Annotated in this window: 8 protein-coding genes and 1 pseudogene; 5 read left to right on the top strand and 4 right to left on the bottom strand. The window is 59.6% G+C overall.

Annotation, left to right across the window (positions count from 1 at the left end):
• Positions 1-112 precede the first annotated feature (112 nt).
• From GAO09_RS09650 to GAO09_RS09635, 4 genes are all read left to right on the top strand, one after another.
• On the top strand, positions 113-577 hold the full coding sequence (locus tag GAO09_RS09650) for a 2'-5' RNA ligase family protein (RefSeq protein WP_235938016.1): 465 nt from the start codon (positions 113-115) through the stop codon (positions 575-577).
• A gap of 638 nt (positions 578-1215) precedes the next feature.
• Positions 1216-7038 (top strand): BapA/Bap/LapF family prefix-like domain-containing protein, encoded by a 5823-nt coding sequence (locus tag GAO09_RS09645; RefSeq protein WP_153353798.1) that lies wholly within the window; start codon positions 1216-1218, stop codon positions 7036-7038.
• A 70-nt stretch (positions 7039-7108) separates the two neighbouring features.
• Entirely contained in the window at positions 7109-9400 is a 2292-nt protein-coding gene (locus GAO09_RS09640) for a type I secretion system permease/ATPase (RefSeq protein WP_153353797.1), read from the top strand.
• Complete coding sequence (locus GAO09_RS09635) at positions 9400-10596, top strand: beta-barrel domain-containing protein (protein ID WP_153353796.1); 1197 nt, start codon at positions 9400-9402, stop codon at positions 10594-10596. Before GAO09_RS09640 ends, GAO09_RS09635 begins: the two co-directional genes overlap by 1 nt.
• Positions 10597-11039: 443 nt before the next feature.
• Here GAO09_RS09635 and GAO09_RS30335 read toward each other — a convergent pair.
• Positions 11040-11277 (bottom strand): annotated as a pseudogene (locus GAO09_RS30335) (transposase); the annotation flags it as partial.
• Positions 11278-11983: 706 nt separating this feature from the next.
• Here GAO09_RS30335 and GAO09_RS09625 point away from each other — a divergent pair.
• Positions 11984-15112 carry a hypothetical protein gene (locus GAO09_RS09625; protein ID WP_153353795.1) on the top strand — a complete coding sequence of 1043 codons (3129 nt, stop codon included), beginning with the start codon at positions 11984-11986 and terminating at the stop codon, positions 15110-15112.
• A gap of 148 nt (positions 15113-15260) precedes the next feature.
• Here the strand turns inward: GAO09_RS09625 and GAO09_RS09620 are convergent, their stop codons facing one another.
• The 3 genes from GAO09_RS09620 to GAO09_RS09610 are packed head-to-tail and all read right to left on the bottom strand — an operon-like array spanning position 15261 to position 17520.
• On the bottom strand, positions 15261-15698 hold the full coding sequence (locus GAO09_RS09620; protein ID WP_153353794.1) for a pseudoazurin: 438 nt from the start codon (positions 15696-15698) through the stop codon (positions 15261-15263).
• Positions 15695-16495, bottom strand: a complete 801-nt coding sequence (locus GAO09_RS09615; protein ID WP_324184825.1) for an ABC transporter ATP-binding protein — start codon at positions 16493-16495, stop codon at positions 15695-15697. Before GAO09_RS09615 ends, GAO09_RS09620 begins: the two co-directional genes overlap by 4 nt.
• A complete protein-coding gene (locus tag GAO09_RS09610) occupies positions 16492-17520 on the bottom strand; it encodes a FecCD family ABC transporter permease (RefSeq protein WP_324184826.1) in 1029 nt (342 codons plus the stop codon). The genes GAO09_RS09615 and GAO09_RS09610 overlap by 4 nt, the downstream gene beginning before the upstream one ends.
• Positions 17521-17522: the final 2 nt, after the last annotated feature.

Here is a 17522-nt window from a genome sequence, read left to right as displayed (position 1 = left end):
GCGTGATCGACAGGGCAAGGCAGTATCCAGATACATGCACGAACCGGGATTTTCGATGAAGACACGCCGGCCTCTCATTCTCACCGCCCGGATAGCAGATGTGGACCTTGCCATGTTCGACGATCTGCGGACGAAGCACTTCCCGTCTGATCGAAATTTTATCCGCGCGCACCTGACGATGTTTCACCGATTGCCAGGTGAAAATACCCAAAGGATTGTCGATGATCTCGCCGAAATCGCCGCGGGCAGCCCAAGGATCAGAGCTGAGGTCAGCGGTGTCCGCCATCTCGGTGCCGGCGTTGCCTTTTCGATCGCCAGTCCCGAACTGCAGGACATTCGCGCAGCATTGAAGACAAAATTCAGTTCATGGCTGGGGCCTCAGGACATACAAAAATGGCAACCGCACATAACGATCCAGAACAAAGTTTCTAAAGCGAAAGCCGATCTGCTGTACCAACATCTGAGCGACAGCTTCCGGCCTCAACTGATTGACATAACCGATCTTGACCTTTGGGAATATCTTGGCGGCCCTTGGCGGCATTTGAGCTTCGCATCGTTGAGCAGAATCTCAGTCTGAATACGCTCAGACTTACGCCTGGCAACGCAATGGTGCGCAGGGTCAACGTCCCTGCGACCTTCCATATGGCCAATATATTCAGTCGATACACCTGAGCAATGACGATCGGCAAACTGCTCTGATCCCCATAGCGGGACTGCTCTCGATAGAAATTTTCGCACGAAAATCCGGGCTGGCAACAGCCGCGGAAACGACGATCCAGGCACAGTCGCAGGGGCCTGATAGCGAGCGATAAGTGGGGCCAGAAATCGTTGTAGCCGTGGGCCAACGCCGCAACGCTGCGGCCAAGATGGAGCCCAACGAAGAGGCGCTTGTCACCCAGCTGGTCGTCCATGCGTCCGTCGACACTATCGCCAGAGCCGTTTTGACTGGCCTTTTTCTGAAAATCGACGAGCAACATTTTGCCCTTGCAACCAGCTGTTAACCAATGGCATGCTTTTTAGCATATAATAATATTCTCATCCTTGATCCTTTCTCGCTTTGAAGCACATGCTCAAAAACGGGATTTCATAATTGATGGTGAAAAGGGATTGGAACAGACATCTGCCGCTCGCGGAAATTCTGCTGCCTTTCCCCCGCTCCCCATGACGAACTGGAAGTCCAAAACATAAAGTCGTTATTTAAGGGAGCAGAGAACGATGGTGGCGATTATTTCTGACAAGGCAACCGGCCAAACCACGCGAGTTGCAGATTCGAACATCGTTGTTTCCCGCCCCAGCACAGTAACCTTGGAATTGTCTCCCGACGACATTGCCTCGATGCGACGCACGGGCAGCGACCTTGTGATCAGTCTCGAAAACGGCAGCCAGATTCGTATTCAGGGCTTTTATACCGGCGGCGGCGAGAATCGCAGCGATCTCGTCCTCGAAGATTCGAACGGAAAACTCTGGACCGGTGATTATACCGATGCGCTCGCCGACTTTCAGTTCGAAGAAGGCGCCGCAGTCGACCAGCTTGTTGGCGGCGCCGCTGGTGGTGGCCTGTCCGGTCTTGGCATTGCCCTGCCTTTGGCACTGGCTGGAGGAGCGCTGGCGCTGGGAGCCGGCGGTGGCGGTGGCGGTGGCAGCGATGATGATGATTCCGATGCCGATGCGGACTCCGACGCGGATGCGGATGCAGATGCAGATGCAGATGCAGATGCGGATGCGGATGCAGATGCGGATGCAGATGCGGATGCGGATGCAGATGCGGATGCAGATGCGGATGCAGATGCGGATGCAGATGCGGATGCAGATGCGGACACTGAAGCACCAGGTGCACCGACACTTGTCATAGGCAATGGCGATAATGTCATCAACGCGCAGGAAGTCCGCGACGGCCTTGTTACCGTCACTGTCAACCTTACCGGCACGGGTGCACTGGCCGGCGACACGCTCACCGTCAACGGAACAACGATCACCCTAACCGACGCCCAGATCGCCGCAGGATCGGTAGATATATCCCTTCCCGCACCGGTCGATGGCGGCACGCTCACTGTCACCGCCTCGCTGACCGATGCGGCTGGAAACGCATCGCCGGTCACCACCGTGACATCGTCGGTGGACACGAGCGCGCCGGGTGCCGCAACCATCACGATCGGCAATGGCGACGGCTTGCTCGGCGCTGCTGACGTCGTAGGAGGCGTTGCCGTCTCCATCAATCTTGCAGGAACCGGTGCTGTTGCAGGCGATACGCTGACGGTCAACGGTACGCCGATCGTGCTGACCGCCGCCCAGATTGCCGCGGGCGTGGCCACAACCACCCTGCCCGCGCCAGCAGATGGCGGAACATTGACTGTCACGGCATCGATTACCGATGCCGCAGGCAACGCATCACCGATTTCGAATGCTTCCGCACTGGTGGATACAACCGCGCCTGGCCTACCCGGTATCGTGGTGGGCGACGGAGACGGCACCATCACTGCCGGCGAACTTAATGGCGGTTCGGTTCCCGTCTCGGTCAGCCTCGCCGGTACGGGCGCCGTGGCCGGCGACACCCTGACGGTCAATGGTACGGCCGTCGTGCTGACGGCTGCACAGATCGCGGCAGGCGTTGTCCAGGCCGCCGTCCCGGTTCCTGCAGACGGTGCAACATTGACGGTCACCGCAACGCTAACGGACGCGGCCGGCAACTCCTCGCCAACGGCTACTCTGAGCGCGCTCGTTGATACCGACCTTCTTGGCGCTCCTGTCATCACGCTCGGGGATGGCGATGGCTTCATCAATGCCGCCGAAGGTGGCGGCGGGACCGTAGCGGTCTCCGTCAGACTGACCGGCACGGGTGCTGTCGCCGGTGACACGCTGACCGTCAACGGCACCGCCATCGTGCTCACCGCAGCACAGATCGCCGCGGGTACCGTCGCGACAACCGTTCCAACGCCACCTGACGGCGCAACGTTGACCGTGACGGTTTCGCTGGCCAATAGCGGTGGCATCAGCTCGCCGACCGTAACAGCAACCGCAGTCGTCGATACCATCGTTCCCGGTCTTCCGGGTTTGAGCCTTGGCAATGGTGACGGGCTTCTCAATACCGTCGAAGTGGCCGGTGGCACGGTCAATGTCTCTGTCAGCCTGGCCGGCACCGGCGCTGCTGCCGGCGACACGCTGACCGTCAACGGCACTGCCATCGTCCTCACCGCTGCCCAGATCACAGCCGGCGTTGCCACCACCACCGTTCCGGCACCCGCCAACGGCCTCACTCTGACGGTGACCGCAAGCCTGACGGATCCGGCCGGCAATACCTCGCCTGTTGCAACCGCAACCGCGGTCGTCGACACCACCGCGCCCGGCCTGCCGACCGTCACCCTCGGTGATGGCGTCGGCCCACTGAATGCTAGCGAAGTCGCAGGCGGAACGGTCAACGTTTCGGTCAGACTGACCGGTACCGGCGCCGTGGCTGGCGATACGCTGACTGTCAACGGCACGCCGATCGTGCTGACCGCAGCACAGATCACCGCAGGCATTGCCACCACCACCGTTCCGGCCCCGGCCGACGGCGCCACCCTGACGGTGACCACAACCCTGACCGACGCCGCCGGCAATACCTCGCCGCCGGCAACAGTCAACGCGCTCGTCGATGCCACAGCACCCGGTGTGCCGACGGTTACGGTCGGCGACGGCATCGGCCCGATCGGTCCCGGCGAGATCACCGGCAACACCGTCCCGGTCACCGTCAACCTCGCCGGAACCGGTGCGCTGGCCGGCGATACGCTCATCGTCAACGGCACCCCGACAATCCTGACAGCCGCGCAGGTTGCAGCGGGTACGGCGACGGTCACGGTACCGCTGCCGGCAGGCGGCGCCCCCCTCGACGTGACCGTGACGCTCACCGATGTCGCCGGCAATATCTCGACCCCGATCACGGTCACCGTGCCGGTCGATACCACCGCTCCGACCGCGCCGGGCGTCACCATTGGTGACGGCAATAACACGATCGTCGTCGGCGAACTGGTCGGCGGTGCCGTGCCCATCTCGGTCAGCATCACCGGCACCGGCGCCGTAGCCGGCGACACGCTGACCATCAACGGCACGGCCATCGTGCTCACTGCCGCCCAGATCACGGCCGGCGTGGTGACAACGACGTTGCCGACACCTGCCGACGGGCAAACCCTCATCGTCACGGCAACACTGACCGACCTGGCGGGCAACATCTCGGCTCCGACAACGGTCTCGGCGGTGGTCGATACCGACCTTCTCGGCGCTCCGACAATCACGCTCGGCGATGGCGACGGCTTCATCAATGCGGCCGAAGCAACCGGAAACACCGTTCCTGTCTCGATCTCGCTTGCCGGAACCGGCGCCGTTGCCGGTGATACGTTGACCATCAACGGTGCGACGAGCACCCTCACCCAGGCACAGATAGACGCCGGCGTGGTGGTGACGACGGTGCCGGCTCCGCTCAATGGCGCAACCTTGACGGTGACCGCATCACTGACCGACAGCGCCAATATAAGCTCGCCGGTCGTCACAGCCACAGCCGTGGCAGACTTTATCGCCCCAACCGCCCCCGCCATCAGCATCGGCGATGGCAATGCCTATATCGTGGCCGGCGAGATAACCAACGGCCAGGTCACCGTTTCGCTCAGCCTTGTCGGCACCGGTGCTGTCGCCGGCGACACGCTGACCGTCAACGGCACCGACATCGTCCTCACTCAGGCACAGATCACAGCCGGCGTGGTGACGACGGCATTGTCGGCACCGGTCAACGGCCAGGCACTGTCGGTCACCGCATCTCTCGCCGACATTGCCGGCAACAGCTCACCGATCGCTAACGCTTCGGCGATCGTCGACATCAGCGCCCCCGGCCTGCCGGTGGTAACGCTCGGCAATGGCGATGGCGTGCTCGGACCGAGTGAAGTTGTCGGCAACACCGTGCCCGTCTCGGTCAGCCTTGCCGGAACCAATGCCGTGGCCGGCGACACGCTGACCGTCAATGGTACCGTCATCACCCTCACTCAGGCACAGATCACAGCCGGTGTTGCGACGACAACCGTTCCCGCCCTCGGCAATGGTGCAACCCTGACCGTCACGGCATCGCTCACCGATGCCGCCGGCAACGCCTCGCCCACCGCCACCACCACAGCCGTCGTCGACCTCACCGCACCCGGACAGGTCACCGTCACCCTCGGCAACGGCGATGGCTTCATCAACGCCGCCGAAGGGGCCGGCGGCACCGTACCAGTCTCCGTCAGCCTTGCCGGCACAGGTGCTGCCGCCGGCGACACGCTGACCGTCAACGGCACCGCCATCGTCCTCACCGCCGCACAGATCGCAGCCGGTGTCGTCGCAACCACCGTGCCAACACCGGCAAGCGGATTAACCCTCTCCGTCACAGCAGCAATCACAGATATCGCCGGAAATACCGCAACTCCGACAACCGTAACCGCCGTCGTCGATACCATCGTGCCGATGGTCCCGGTCGTTGCCTTCGAAAACGATACGGGCACGATCGGCGATGGCATCAGCACAGATGGTACTATCCTGGTCAGCGGCATCGAGCCTGGTGCGACCTGGCAATACAGCACGAATGGCGGGTTGAGCTGGACCAATGGGAGTGGCGCCGGTTTCGAACTGGGGGTTGGCACATTCAACGTCCAGGTCCGGCAAACGGACGCAGCCGGCAACACCGCCACACGCAACCTCGGTCCCGTGCGCATATTCAACCTCGACGCTATCAATGACGCGGCCACATTGAACCTCACCGTGACGCCGGTCACGGCTGCCCAGCCACAACAGACAGGCCAGGCGACCTCCGTCCTGAGCCTGGGTGTTCTGGCAGGAGCTGTCGATGTCTCGCTGTTGGCGGGCCAGACCGCCTTGCAGTTCAATGTCGCGCAAAACACCACGCAGCAGGTCAGCCTGAGCGGCGGCGGCAATGCACTTCTTTCGCTGTCGCTGATCGGCGACAACGACTACGATCTTTATGTCTACCGGGCCGACACGGGATCGACTCAGGCCCAGCTTGTGTATCAACTGCCCAATTGGCTCGACTACAGCCCTGGTCTTCTCGGCCTTCTTTCCAGCTGGTCGGGCCCGTCGGTGGCACTTCCTCAGTTTCAGGGCGGTGGCACCTATTACGTCGTGCTCGGAAATTCCGGCGCCGTGCTGAACCTGTCGGCCCTGGCCAACATCACTGTCCAGACGACATCGAACACGATCACTGACTATCGTGATGTGAGCGGGTCCTTGACCGGTAATGTTCTGACCGGCGACATCACCGTTGCCGGGACCGTTGTCGCCAGTGTCGATCAGACGCCGATTTTGGCGACGAGCACGGTGATCGATGGCGATTACGGCACCCTGACCATCAACCGGAACGGCAGCTATACCTATGTTCCCGACCGGGTATTTACGGGTAGCAACGGCGCTCAGGACGTGTTCACATACACGATCGCCTCCCCGGATGGTTCGACCGACACTGCCACCTTGACGGTCACGCTGGGTTACCCCGGCGGTCCGCAGGCAACCTTCGCCCTGGCGGAGGATCAGGGGTTTGCCGGCGACGACCTCATTGCGCTGTCGCTATTGGCCGACCCGACCGCCGACCACGGCGATCCGGCACATACCGGTGTGGATCTGGACCTCGGCCTCGGCCTCAACCTCGGTGAAGATCAGCAGATCCTGTCGGCAGACATCAACACTGGGGATGACCTGACCGTCCATGACGGCGATCCGTCGAATATCGACCTGAATGTCGAACTGAATGTCGACCTGGGCACTGGCGGAGATCAGCAAATCGCGTCGGCGGATATCAACGCGGATGATCTGACGATCGATGATGGCGGGCAAGAGATAGACCTGGCGGCATTGACGCAGCAGGGCGGCGAGCCTGTGGACGGACCGCTCGACACCGACCCAGCACAATCCACGGGTGCGGAACCGGCACCCGTCACATTTGCCGAAACAAGCGAGACCCCACCACCGCTTGATCCGTTCGAACCGATCCATAATCATGACGAACTGAACCAGTTGCCCGTTGTCTGACAAATGAACCGACACACTGAAACGGATCAGGATTTTCTGTCCTGATCCGTCCATCGAGGAGGAAAACGATATGGTTCAGTCGGTGATCACTGCCAAAATCGGGGGAGCCGAGGTCCCGGCGGATGCGTGGGTTGAAGTCCTCGGACATCTTGCCCAGAGGCTGGGTATTCCTCACTCGAAATTCGCGGCAAGCTATTACGCGATCACCGAGGAAAACGTTGCCCCCATCCAGCGCATAGAACGGCTCGCTCGCCGGTTCGGCATCGAAATCCGGGCGGTCGAGCCGACCGCAACGGGCATCAACACCCGGCGATTGCCGATGCTTATCCAGTTCCGGGATGGTGCTGTCGCCTTGGTGACGGCGGTGAATGGCCACCGGACCACCTTGATATATGGCGGCGACAATGGCCAATGGACGACAATCCCGATCGCTGATCTCAAGGACAGCATTGCCTATCTCCTGATTGCCCGCGATGCCCGTGACGGCAAGGATGCCCGCGTCGATCCCTTCACCGCCCGCAACCAGAAGAGTTGGTTTCGCACTGCCGTATTGCCTGACATCAGACCCTATTGGTATGTCCTGCTTGCCACTCTCGTCGCCAACAGCTTGTCTCTCGCGGGTGTCATATTCTCGATGCAGGTCTATGATCGTGCCGTGCCTGCCCAGTCCTATTCAACGCTCACCGTTCTGTTCAGTGGCGTTATTCTCGCCATTGTCTTCGATTTCATCATGAGGCAGGTCCGCACGGGGATCATCGATGTGCTGGGCAAGCGCGCCGACATCAAGGTATCCGATCGCGTGTTCGGACATGCGCTCGAGGTGAAAAGCCAGGCCCGACCGAAAGCGACCGGGACCTTCATATCGCAGCTGCGCGAACTTGAGCAGGTGCGCGAACTGTTCACATCCACGACCGTCGCGGCGGTCGCCGATATTCCCTTCTTTCTGATCTTTCTGGTAGTGTTCTGGTATATTGGCGGCGCACTGGCCATCATACCTGCCATCGCGCTTTTCCTGATGGTTTTGCCCGGCCTGCTGGCACAGCCAAAACTGAAAAGCATGGCCAATCTGGCTATGCGCGAATCCTCGCTTCGAAACGCAATGCTGGTCGAATCCGTCCAGGGAGGCGAGGATATCAAGGCGCTGCAGGCGGAGAAAATATTCCGTCAACGATGGAACAGCTATAATTCCGCCACCGCCGAGGCCAACATGCGACTACGCGCGCTGACCGGCACGCTTTCAAGCTGGTCGCATGCCATCCAGACGGCAGTGTTCGCGGTGATCGTCTTTTGCGGCGCGCCCATGGTGATGGCAGGCGACATGACGACAGGTGCGCTGGTAGCCTGCTCAATCCTGGGCTCTCGAATGATGGGGCCAATGGGACAGGTTACCGGCGTTCTCAGCCGCTATCAGCACGCGAAAATCGGGATGCAAGGTCTGAATTCCATCATGGAACTTCCCACCGATCATCCGCAGGCCGAACGGCGGATAAGCGTCACTGGCCTGGCTGGCCATTACCAGTTCAGGTCCGCAACATTCCATTACGGCCTGCCGGAAGGAAAACCGGCGCTGACGCTGGGCAGTTTTTCCGTGGCTGCCGGCCAGACCGTCGGATTGCTCGGCAAAAACGGTGCCGGCAAATCGACACTTCTCATGGCTTTATCCGGCATGATCGAGCCGAGTTCGGGTGAAGCGCTTGTCGACAATCTTATGATGTCTCACATCGATCCGCATGATTTGAGGCGTGATATCGGCATCATGTCTCAGAACGCGCGGCTGTTTCATGGAACGATACGGGAAAACGCCATGCTCGGCGCTCCCGATGCGCCGCAGACTGCATTGCTCAATGCGCTCGCAGTCAGTGGTGCCGACCAGTTCATCCGGCAACTTCCCGATGGCCTCGACCACATCATCGATGAAGGCGGTCGCGGCCTGTCCGGCGGACAGCAGCAGGCCTTGTTGTTGTCACGGCTGATCATCAGGGATCCGAACATCATCCTGCTCGATGAACCGACCGCCTCGCTCGACGAGGCCGCGGAACGTGATTTCATCACGCGGTTCAAGACCTGGAGCAAAGGCAAGACCGTTATCGTCGCCACCCATCGCATGCGGATGCTTGACGTTGTCGAGCGCGCCGTGATGCTTGAGAACGGTCGGATTGTTCTGGATGCGCCGAAATCCGATGTTCTCACAAGGCTTCGCGGTACACCTGCGGCTGCTCCGCCACCGGCAATCGAGAAGGGCGCGGCATCCCCCGCCACCAAAGAGCCGGAGGGCAGGCCGGAAAAACGGGCAAAAGCCGCATCGGCCAAGCCTCGAGCCCGGGGCAAGAACCAGATGCGCAGTGTGGAGGCGGATATCTGATGGCGGCGTTTTTTCAACAGCCAGAGCTTGAAAGCTGGCAGCATGGTGGTGATGACAGTGTCAAGCTGACGCGCGCCAAACGCGTCGTACTGGTGCTGACCCTGCTGCTCTCGACCGGCTTAATATGGGCGAACTATGCTGTTCTCGACGAGGTTTCGACGGGCACCGGCAGGGTCGTTCCAATCAGCAAGGAACAGGTCGTGCAGTCTCTCGAAGGCGGCATTGTGTCAAAACTCGAAGTGCGCGAAAACCAGATTGTTGAAGCCGGGCAGATGATTGCCCAGTTCGACCCGGCCATAACACAGTCCGGCGTCGGAGAAGCGTCGGCGAAATACCGCGCAGCACTCGCAAGCGCTGCACGGCTGATCGCGGAGGTAAACGATCAGCCCCTGTCTTTTCCCGATGAGTTGCAGGACGAGCCCGCCCTCATCGCCAGCGAAACACAATTATACGAGGCGCGTCAACGCAACTTGCAGGAAACGCTCAGCTGGATCGACAAATCCGTCGCCCTTGCAAAAAAAGAACTTGCCGTCAATCAGGAACTGTCGGGAATAGGCGCGGCCAGCACTGTCGAGATCCTGAGGCTGGAGCAGCAACTTGCGCAACTTGAACTCAAAAAGGTGGAGACGAGTGCACAATATATTGTGCAGGCCCGTGAAGAATTGTCGAAGGCCAATGCCGAAGTCAATTCGTTGCGTTCGGTCGTTGCCGGTCGTCGGGACAGCCTTTCAAGGTTGACCGTCCGATCGCCGGTCCGCGGCATTGTCAAGAATATCGAGGTGTCGACGATCGGTGGCGTCGTGCCACCCAATGGCAAGCTCATGGACATCATCCCATTGGGCGACCAGTTGCTGGTGGAAGCAAGGATCTCGCCGCGCGACATTGCTTTCATCCATCCGGATCAGAGGGCGACCGTCAAGATAACCGCCTACGACTATTCGATTTACGGGGCTCTTGAAGGCAAGGTTATCGCCATTTCGCCGGACACGATCCAGGATGAGGTGGATCCGGAAGTGTATTATTACCGCGTCTTCGTCCAGACCGACAGCGACGCCCTGATCGGCAAGGCCGGCCAGCGCAACCCGATCGCGCCCGGCATGATTGCCACCGTCGATATCGATACGGGCGAAAAGACCGTGCTCGACTATCTCATCAAGCCATTCAACAAAGCGGGCGAAGCGCTGCGCGAGCGATAAAGATTGGTAAAAAGACACCCTTCTGATCGCTTTGGCATGCTCAGTTCAGTTTTGAAAGCTCGCGAATGTTGGCAATGGAGGCGCTCCCCGGACGCCTCCAATCGGATGACACCGAGTTCCATACCAGTTCAGCTCCGAAGTAATCGAGAAACTTGCGCCAGAGCGCTGAAACGCCGCCGTGGTGCTTTGCGACGACACGCGCTTCGCCTCCTCAATGCTGAGCGCGCGGCGATCATATCGTGTGTCCAAGCCGCGCATCTACTCGATGCTATCGAAGAACCGCTCCAGAGATTACGATGACGATAGACCCATCGGCTGAAGCTGAAGGCCAGTTTGCGGTTGGCTTTCGCGCCCAGCATTTGCGTTGCTCGGCGAAGCCGCGAATAGCGTCGGTATCATATGCCCTTGTCGATCATGCCGCTGTCTCCATCGTAACGCTCTCAAACAGCGCTAGAACGTCGATGCCAGACACCTAGTTTGCGCCAGGGGTAAACCTATTGTAGAGCGTGGTGCGTGGCCCATATCGTTCGGGCACATCCCGCCACGATGAACCAGTTCGAAGCCGCCAAAGGATGCTGCTGATCACTCGGCGTTCGTCAACTAGCTCAACACCGGGCTCTTGCTCGGAAGCAGAGGCGCGAAGACCGCCCATTCCTCGCCGCTCAATTCCTGACGGTGTATGGAAACCTCTTAGCACCGCGATTGAATCATACACCATTACGGAGATGAACTCCGCTTATGGGACACCGTGAGGCTTATTAGCAAAAACATATACTTCGAAAGCATCGCTGTAGATATCGACATCCTTTGACTTCGAAAAATTATTTTTCCGGCTTTTACTTTATAGAACGCCATGAAATTCGTTAATGACGAATCGATTTCCACGACAACCGCCATCAATGCTTGGAAAGCAAGCCGTCTTGAACCGTCAAAGAAAAACTTTTTTTGGCATCATTTGCAACGCCATTGATTTTGCTGGCTTTCGAGCAGATTTTTCCCGCATCACGTAACTACAACTCATGCTTTACTTTAATCCAAAATTAATTCGGCAAATTTATCTTGGCTGCAGCCAGACGAATCTCATCAATCAAGTTACGTCTGGGTAGAAGACCAAGTCGCTCTTTGCGGTCCGGTTTTTGAGTACACGCGACTGGAGCAGGTGCTTTCGGCACTTGAACATGATGTCCTTCCAGCGCTGCGGCTCGGGCGAGCCATGTTTCGGTCTACTTCCATTCACCAGAAACTTCAGAAACATAAGGCTTGTTCGAGACCCGCCGCAAAGTTTTACGATTTTTCGTACGAGATTTGCTTCGTGTCACTGTCGGATGGTTCGATGTTTCTTGTCTGGGATAGTTCAACTGCAAAGAAACAATCATAGGCCCGCAAAATGACATCGATTATCTCTTCTTTTTCGACAGCTCAGATCCAGAAGCTGTCCACGGCAACGATCGCAACCCTTAACGAAGACGATGTGAAGGCCCTCTCGGCAGACCAGGTCAAAGTCCTGAGCTCCGCGCAGCTTGGCGCAATCAACGCCGATCACGTTGACGTTTTGACCGACGACCAGCTGAAGGCGATTTCCGCCAAGTCCATGGTCGGCCTCAAGGCAGAACAGATCGCCGCCATCGCCGACAGCAAGATCGCGCTGTTTTCGACCGCGCAGATCGCGGCACTGTCTTCCACGCAGATGAGCGCCCTGACGGACGCTCAGGTTACAGCACTCGACGAAACCCAGATTGCCTCGCTCAGTGCGGCACAGATCAGCGGTCTCACCGCTGACGACATCGGCCGCTTCAGCGATGCCGAAATCGGAGCCATCAGTGCCAAGGCAATCTCCGGCATGGCGACCGATGCTGTTGCCGCACTCGGCGATACCGACCTGGCCGCGCTCAAGCCTGCGCAGATCTCTGCATTCAGCCTCAACCAGATCAAGGCTCTGACGCCAGCGCAGTTCGAAAAGCTGACCGGTGATGGCCAGGTTGCAGCCCTGACCTCGTCGCAGGTTTCCGTTCTCACAAGCGAACAGCTCGACAAGATCGACCTGACTAAGATCAGCGCCAAGGGCGTGGCCGGACTGACCGCAGGCCAGATCGAGGGTCTTTCCGACACCAAGACCAAGACGTTCGACACCGCGACCCAGATCCCGGCGATGAACGCCAAGCAGATCGCAGCCTTCGGAGCCGGCGACCTCACCAACGACCAGATCAAGGCCATCAGCGCCAAGTCGATCTCCGGTCTGGCCGAAGGCGTCATCAGCGGCATCACCGCTGCCACCGTCAAGGACGTCTTCTCCGGCGCCCAGGTTGCCGCACTTTCCACCAAGCAGATCCAGGCATTCTCCGGCGAACAGCTGGCCGGTTTCAGCGATGACCAGTTCGCAGCCCTGACCGCAACGCAGGTTGCCGCCGTCAGCACCGACAACATTACCAACCTCAACATCGAAAAGCTCAGCGCCAAGGGCGTCACCGGACTGACAGCGGGCCAGATCGAAAAGCTGTCTACTGACCAGCTCGCAGACCTGACCACCACCCACATGGGTTCGCTGACCGCAAAACAGGTCGCAGGCTTCGCACCGGAAAGCCTGACCAAGACCCAGATCGCCGCCATCAACGTCAAGTCGGTCTCCGGCCTGTCCGACGAATTCATCAAGAAGATCGCCGCAGCAGACCTCAAGGATGCCTTCTCGACGACACAGGTCGCGGCTCTCAGCGCAAAGCAGATCAAGGCGTTCGAACCGGCACAGATCAAGGAATTCTCCGCCGATCAGATCGCAGCCCTGACCTCCACCCAGGTGGCAGCACTCAGCAACGAACAGCTGGCTGAAATCGACGTCAGCAAGATCAGCGCCAAGGGCGTGGCCGGACTGACCGCAGGCCAGATCGGCGGCCTCGGCACGACACAGGTTACTGCAATCTCGCAGGAACAGGTCGCAGCCATGACCGCAACACAGCTCGGCGCTCTCGACGCTGCCGATATCGCGCTGTTCTCGGACGACGAGATCGGTGCGATCAACACCAAGGCATTTGCCGGTCTGTCTGCGGACGCGGTTGGCGCCCTTTCCGACGCGCAGATCGACAAGCTGCAGCCGGCCCATTTCGCAGCCATGACCAACAAGCAGGTCGCCGCTCTGACAAAAACCCAGATCACCGGCCTCAGCGATGATCAGGTAGGTGCCATCAACGCCAAGGCGATCGGCAGCCTGACCGATGCAGCGCTGGAAGGTTTTGGTGAGGCGCAGATCAAGGCCCTGAAGGCACCGCAGGTCGCCGGTTTCAGCAATGCCCAGATCGCCAAGCTGACGCCTGACCAGATCGAGGACATGGCCGAGCAGATCGGCTCTCTCACGGCAACGCAGGTCTCCGCGTTGAGCGAAGAGCAGTTCGCGAAGATCGACCTCACCAAGATCTCCGTCAAGGCGATCTCCGGCCTGACCGCCGATCAGATCCAGAACGACCTGACGGCAACCCAGACGAAAACGCTGACGACCGATCAGGTCAAGAACCTTACCGCCAAGCAGGTGGCAGGGCTCGGCGAAGGCGGCCTGACCAAGGAACAGACTGCCGCTATCAGCACCAAGGCGATCTCCGGCCTGTCGACCGCCATCCTGGAAGACATCGCAGCGGGCGATATCAAGGAAGCCCTGACGGCCGCACAGATCAGCGGTCTCAGCAATGCTCAGATCGACGTGCTGAGCCCTGCCCAGATCAAAGAGTTCGGAGACGAGCAGTTTGCCGCTCTTTCGGCTTCGCAGGTCACCGGCCTGTCGAATGAACAGCTCGCAGAGGTCAAGCTGGACAAGCTCAGCGCGAAAGGCTTCACCGGCCTGACTGCCGATCAGATCAAAGATCTGGGCACGACCAAGACGGCAACCATCAGCGCCACGCAGATGGGCACCCTGACAGCCAAGCAGCTTGCCGGCTTCCAGGCCGCCTCGGACCTGTCGGCAGACCAGCTTGGCGCAATCAACGCCAAGGCGATTACGGGCCTTTCCGACACGGTTATCGGCGGCCTGGTCGCTGCCCAGGTCGAAAAGCTGTCGGATACCCAGGTCGCTTCACTGAGCACCAGCCAGATCAAAAACCTGAGCACGGCCGGGATCAAGGCACTGGGCGACACCCAGCTCGGCGCACTGACCGCCAGCCAAGTTGGCGCTCTGAGCACGGACCAGATCAAGGAGTTCGACACTGGTGACATCGCCAAGCTGAGCAACAAGGCTGTGGTCGGTCTGACTGCCGACCAGATCAGCAACATGTCGCTTACCCAGGTTGCGGAACTGACGACCAGCCAGGTCGGCGTCATGACCGCCGCCCAGATTGCGGGACTGGCAACTGACTTCATCAAGCAGTTCTCGGCCGAAGACATCGCAGCGATCAACGTCAAGGCACTTGCCGGCCTATCGACCGAAGATATCGCAAGCCTTGGCAAGGACCGTCTTGGCGAACTGACCGATAAGCAGCTTACGGCCATGAACGACAAGCAGGTGGAAGCCATCATCGCCGCCTATCAGGCAGCTTGACGCTTGCGTGACGATGGCTGCAGTTCGCTGCAGCCATCGGGTTCAAAATTGCAAAGGCGGCGCTCGAAAAAGCGCCGCCTTTCTTTTCGTTTACAGACTGTGCAGGTTATATCGCGGAGGTCCGCGACAGAATTCTCAGCGCGGAAGGTTACTGCGCCTGCGCGATCAGCGCATCCATGCGTGACTTCGCCCGGGCAGGCAAATTGACTGCCTTGTAGCTGTCCGGCACCGTCGCTTCGCCAACCTTGATAAGCATGATCATGCCCATGCCGATATGCGGTGAGCATTTGATGCCATAAAAACCGGCCTTGTCGAACGTGGTTTCGAACTGATCGTTGATCCTGCTTTTGAAGCCTTCGACACCTTCCGGGATCATTTCGTCGATCGTCGCCGCATTATGGCTTTTGTGGCTGGGAACGAACACGACCTTGTCGCCCGGCTGGATTTCCAGATAATCCGGTTCAAACACCATCGGACCTTTTTCGCCCCGGTTCAGCATCTTGACCTCGAACGTCTCGGCCAGTGCGCTGCCGGCGAAAGCCAGTGCCGCCATGAGCGCCGCAATAGGGGCAAGAGCTTTGATCATCTCAAATCGTCCTTTCTTCGGGATTCACGTTTGCGCTCACCTGAGCGGAAGCGCACATGACAGATGCCGTCTTCATCGGCAGACACAATTGCGTCGACGCCGAAGACAGCGCTTATCGTCGCCGATGTCAGCACCTGCGATGGCGAACCGATGGCGGTAAGCTTGCCCTCATCCATGACGGCGATGCGGTCGCAAAACATGGCAGCGTGGTTCAGATCATGAAGTGCTGCCACCACGGTCAGACCTTGCCTGCGCACCAGATCGAGAAGATCGATCTGGTGACCTATATCGAGGTGATTGGTCGGTTCATCCAGCAGAAGCACTCTCGGTTGCTGCGCCAGTGCACGACCGATATGCAGACGCTGCCGTTCGCCACCGGAAAGATGGTGCCACTGACGCTCGGCCTTGTCGGCCATATCGACATTGTCGAGAGCGGCATCGACAATCCCGTCGTCCTCGGCCGACCATCCTGACAACGGTCCGAGATAGGGCGTTCGCCCCAGTTCAACGGCCTGACGCGCGGTGATGCGCTCAGCCGTTTCCGCCTGCTGCTCGACGAAAGCCAGCTTTCGCGCAACATCGCGGCTGCCGATGGAGCGTATGGGCTGGTCACCCAAAAACACCTGTCCGGAAAGCGGCTTGCGAATACCGGCCAGCATGGACAGAAGCGTGCTTTTGCCCGAGCCGTTGGGACCGATGATACCGAAAAACTCGCCAGGCGAGACATCCAGGGACACGTCACGCACGATTTCGAGATTGCCGGCCGACCAGCAAAGATTTTGCGCAGACAGTTTCACGGCCGCGCCCTCTTCTGCCCAAGAATGAAGGCAAAGGCCGGCGCACCGACAAGCGCGGTGATGACGCCGATCGGCAGAACCTGACCTGTAATGATGGTCCGCGACAGAATATCGGCAAGAATCATGAAGACGGCGCCGACAAGAGCTGTAACCGGCAGCAACCGACCATGCCGCACACCGACGATCAGCCGCGCGGCATGTGGAATGACAAGACCGATGAATCCGATGGAACCGACCAGTGACACCATGGCCGCCGTCATGGCCGCCGCCGTGCAGATCAGGATAATTTGTACACGGCGCACGCGAATGCCGAGCGAGGCAGCTGCCTGATTACCGAAGGCAAAGGCATCGAGCGCACGCACATGCCAGAGACATATGAGAAGACCGATGATCGTGACCGGTAGCGCCAGACCGACATCCGGCCAGCGCACGCCGGAGAGATTTCCGAGCAGCCAGAACATGATACCGCGCGCCTGTTCCGCCGTCGCCGATTTGGTGACGATGAAGGAGGTGATGGCATTGAACATCTGCGAGCCGGCAACACCGGCCAGAATGATGGCATTGCTGCCGCTGCCAGCGCGCATGGCCAGAAGACTGACGAGTACGAAGGCGGCGAGCGCTCCCACCAGCGCACCCATCGGCATGGTCAGGAGACCTGCGCCGAAACCAAGAAGTGCCACTGCCACGGCACCGGTGGAAGCCCCGGCCGAAATGCCGAGGATATAGGGATCAGCTAGAGGATTGCGCAGCAGTGACTGCAGGACCGCACCCGCTAGCGCAAGAGACGCCCCGCAGCAGGCCGCAATGACGGCACGGCTGAGGCGGTAACTCCAGACGATGCCTTCATCGAGTGCTTCCAGCGGATAGCCCGCACCGAACATCCGGTTGGCGATCGTCTTCACAACCACGACAAAAGGAATGGAGGTTTCGCCGATCGCCGCGCCGGCAATCAATGCACACAGGAGGAGAACAAGCGCCGCAATCACGGCGCCTGTCACTCCCAATTTTGATGAAACGCGTGCCACTG

Origin of the sequence: Endobacterium cereale (assembly GCF_009617585.1) — a bacterium.
Lineage (GTDB): Bacteria > Pseudomonadota > Alphaproteobacteria > Rhizobiales > Rhizobiaceae > Neorhizobium > Neorhizobium cereale.
The sequence above is the reverse complement of the archived record's forward strand: the minus strand, read 5'-3'. Positions and strand labels throughout refer to the sequence as shown.

Excerpts from the sequence above, each read along its gene's own strand:
- GAO09_RS09650 (WP_235938016.1), top strand. The coding sequence starts at position 113 with ATGTTCGACGATCTGCGGACGAAGCACTTCCCGTCTGATCGAAATTTT.
- GAO09_RS09645 (WP_153353798.1), top strand. The coding sequence starts at position 1,216 with ATGGTGGCGATTATTTCTGACAAGGCAACCGGCCAAACCACGCGAGTT.
- GAO09_RS09640 (WP_153353797.1), top strand. The coding sequence starts at position 7,109 with ATGGTTCAGTCGGTGATCACTGCCAAAATCGGGGGAGCCGAGGTCCCG.
- GAO09_RS09635 (WP_153353796.1), top strand. The coding sequence starts at position 9,400 with ATGGCGGCGTTTTTTCAACAGCCAGAGCTTGAAAGCTGGCAGCATGGT.
- GAO09_RS09625 (WP_153353795.1), top strand. The coding sequence starts at position 11,984 with ATGACATCGATTATCTCTTCTTTTTCGACAGCTCAGATCCAGAAGCTG.
- GAO09_RS09620 (WP_153353794.1), bottom strand. The coding sequence starts at position 15,698 with ATGATCAAAGCTCTTGCCCCTATTGCGGCGCTCATGGCGGCACTGGCT.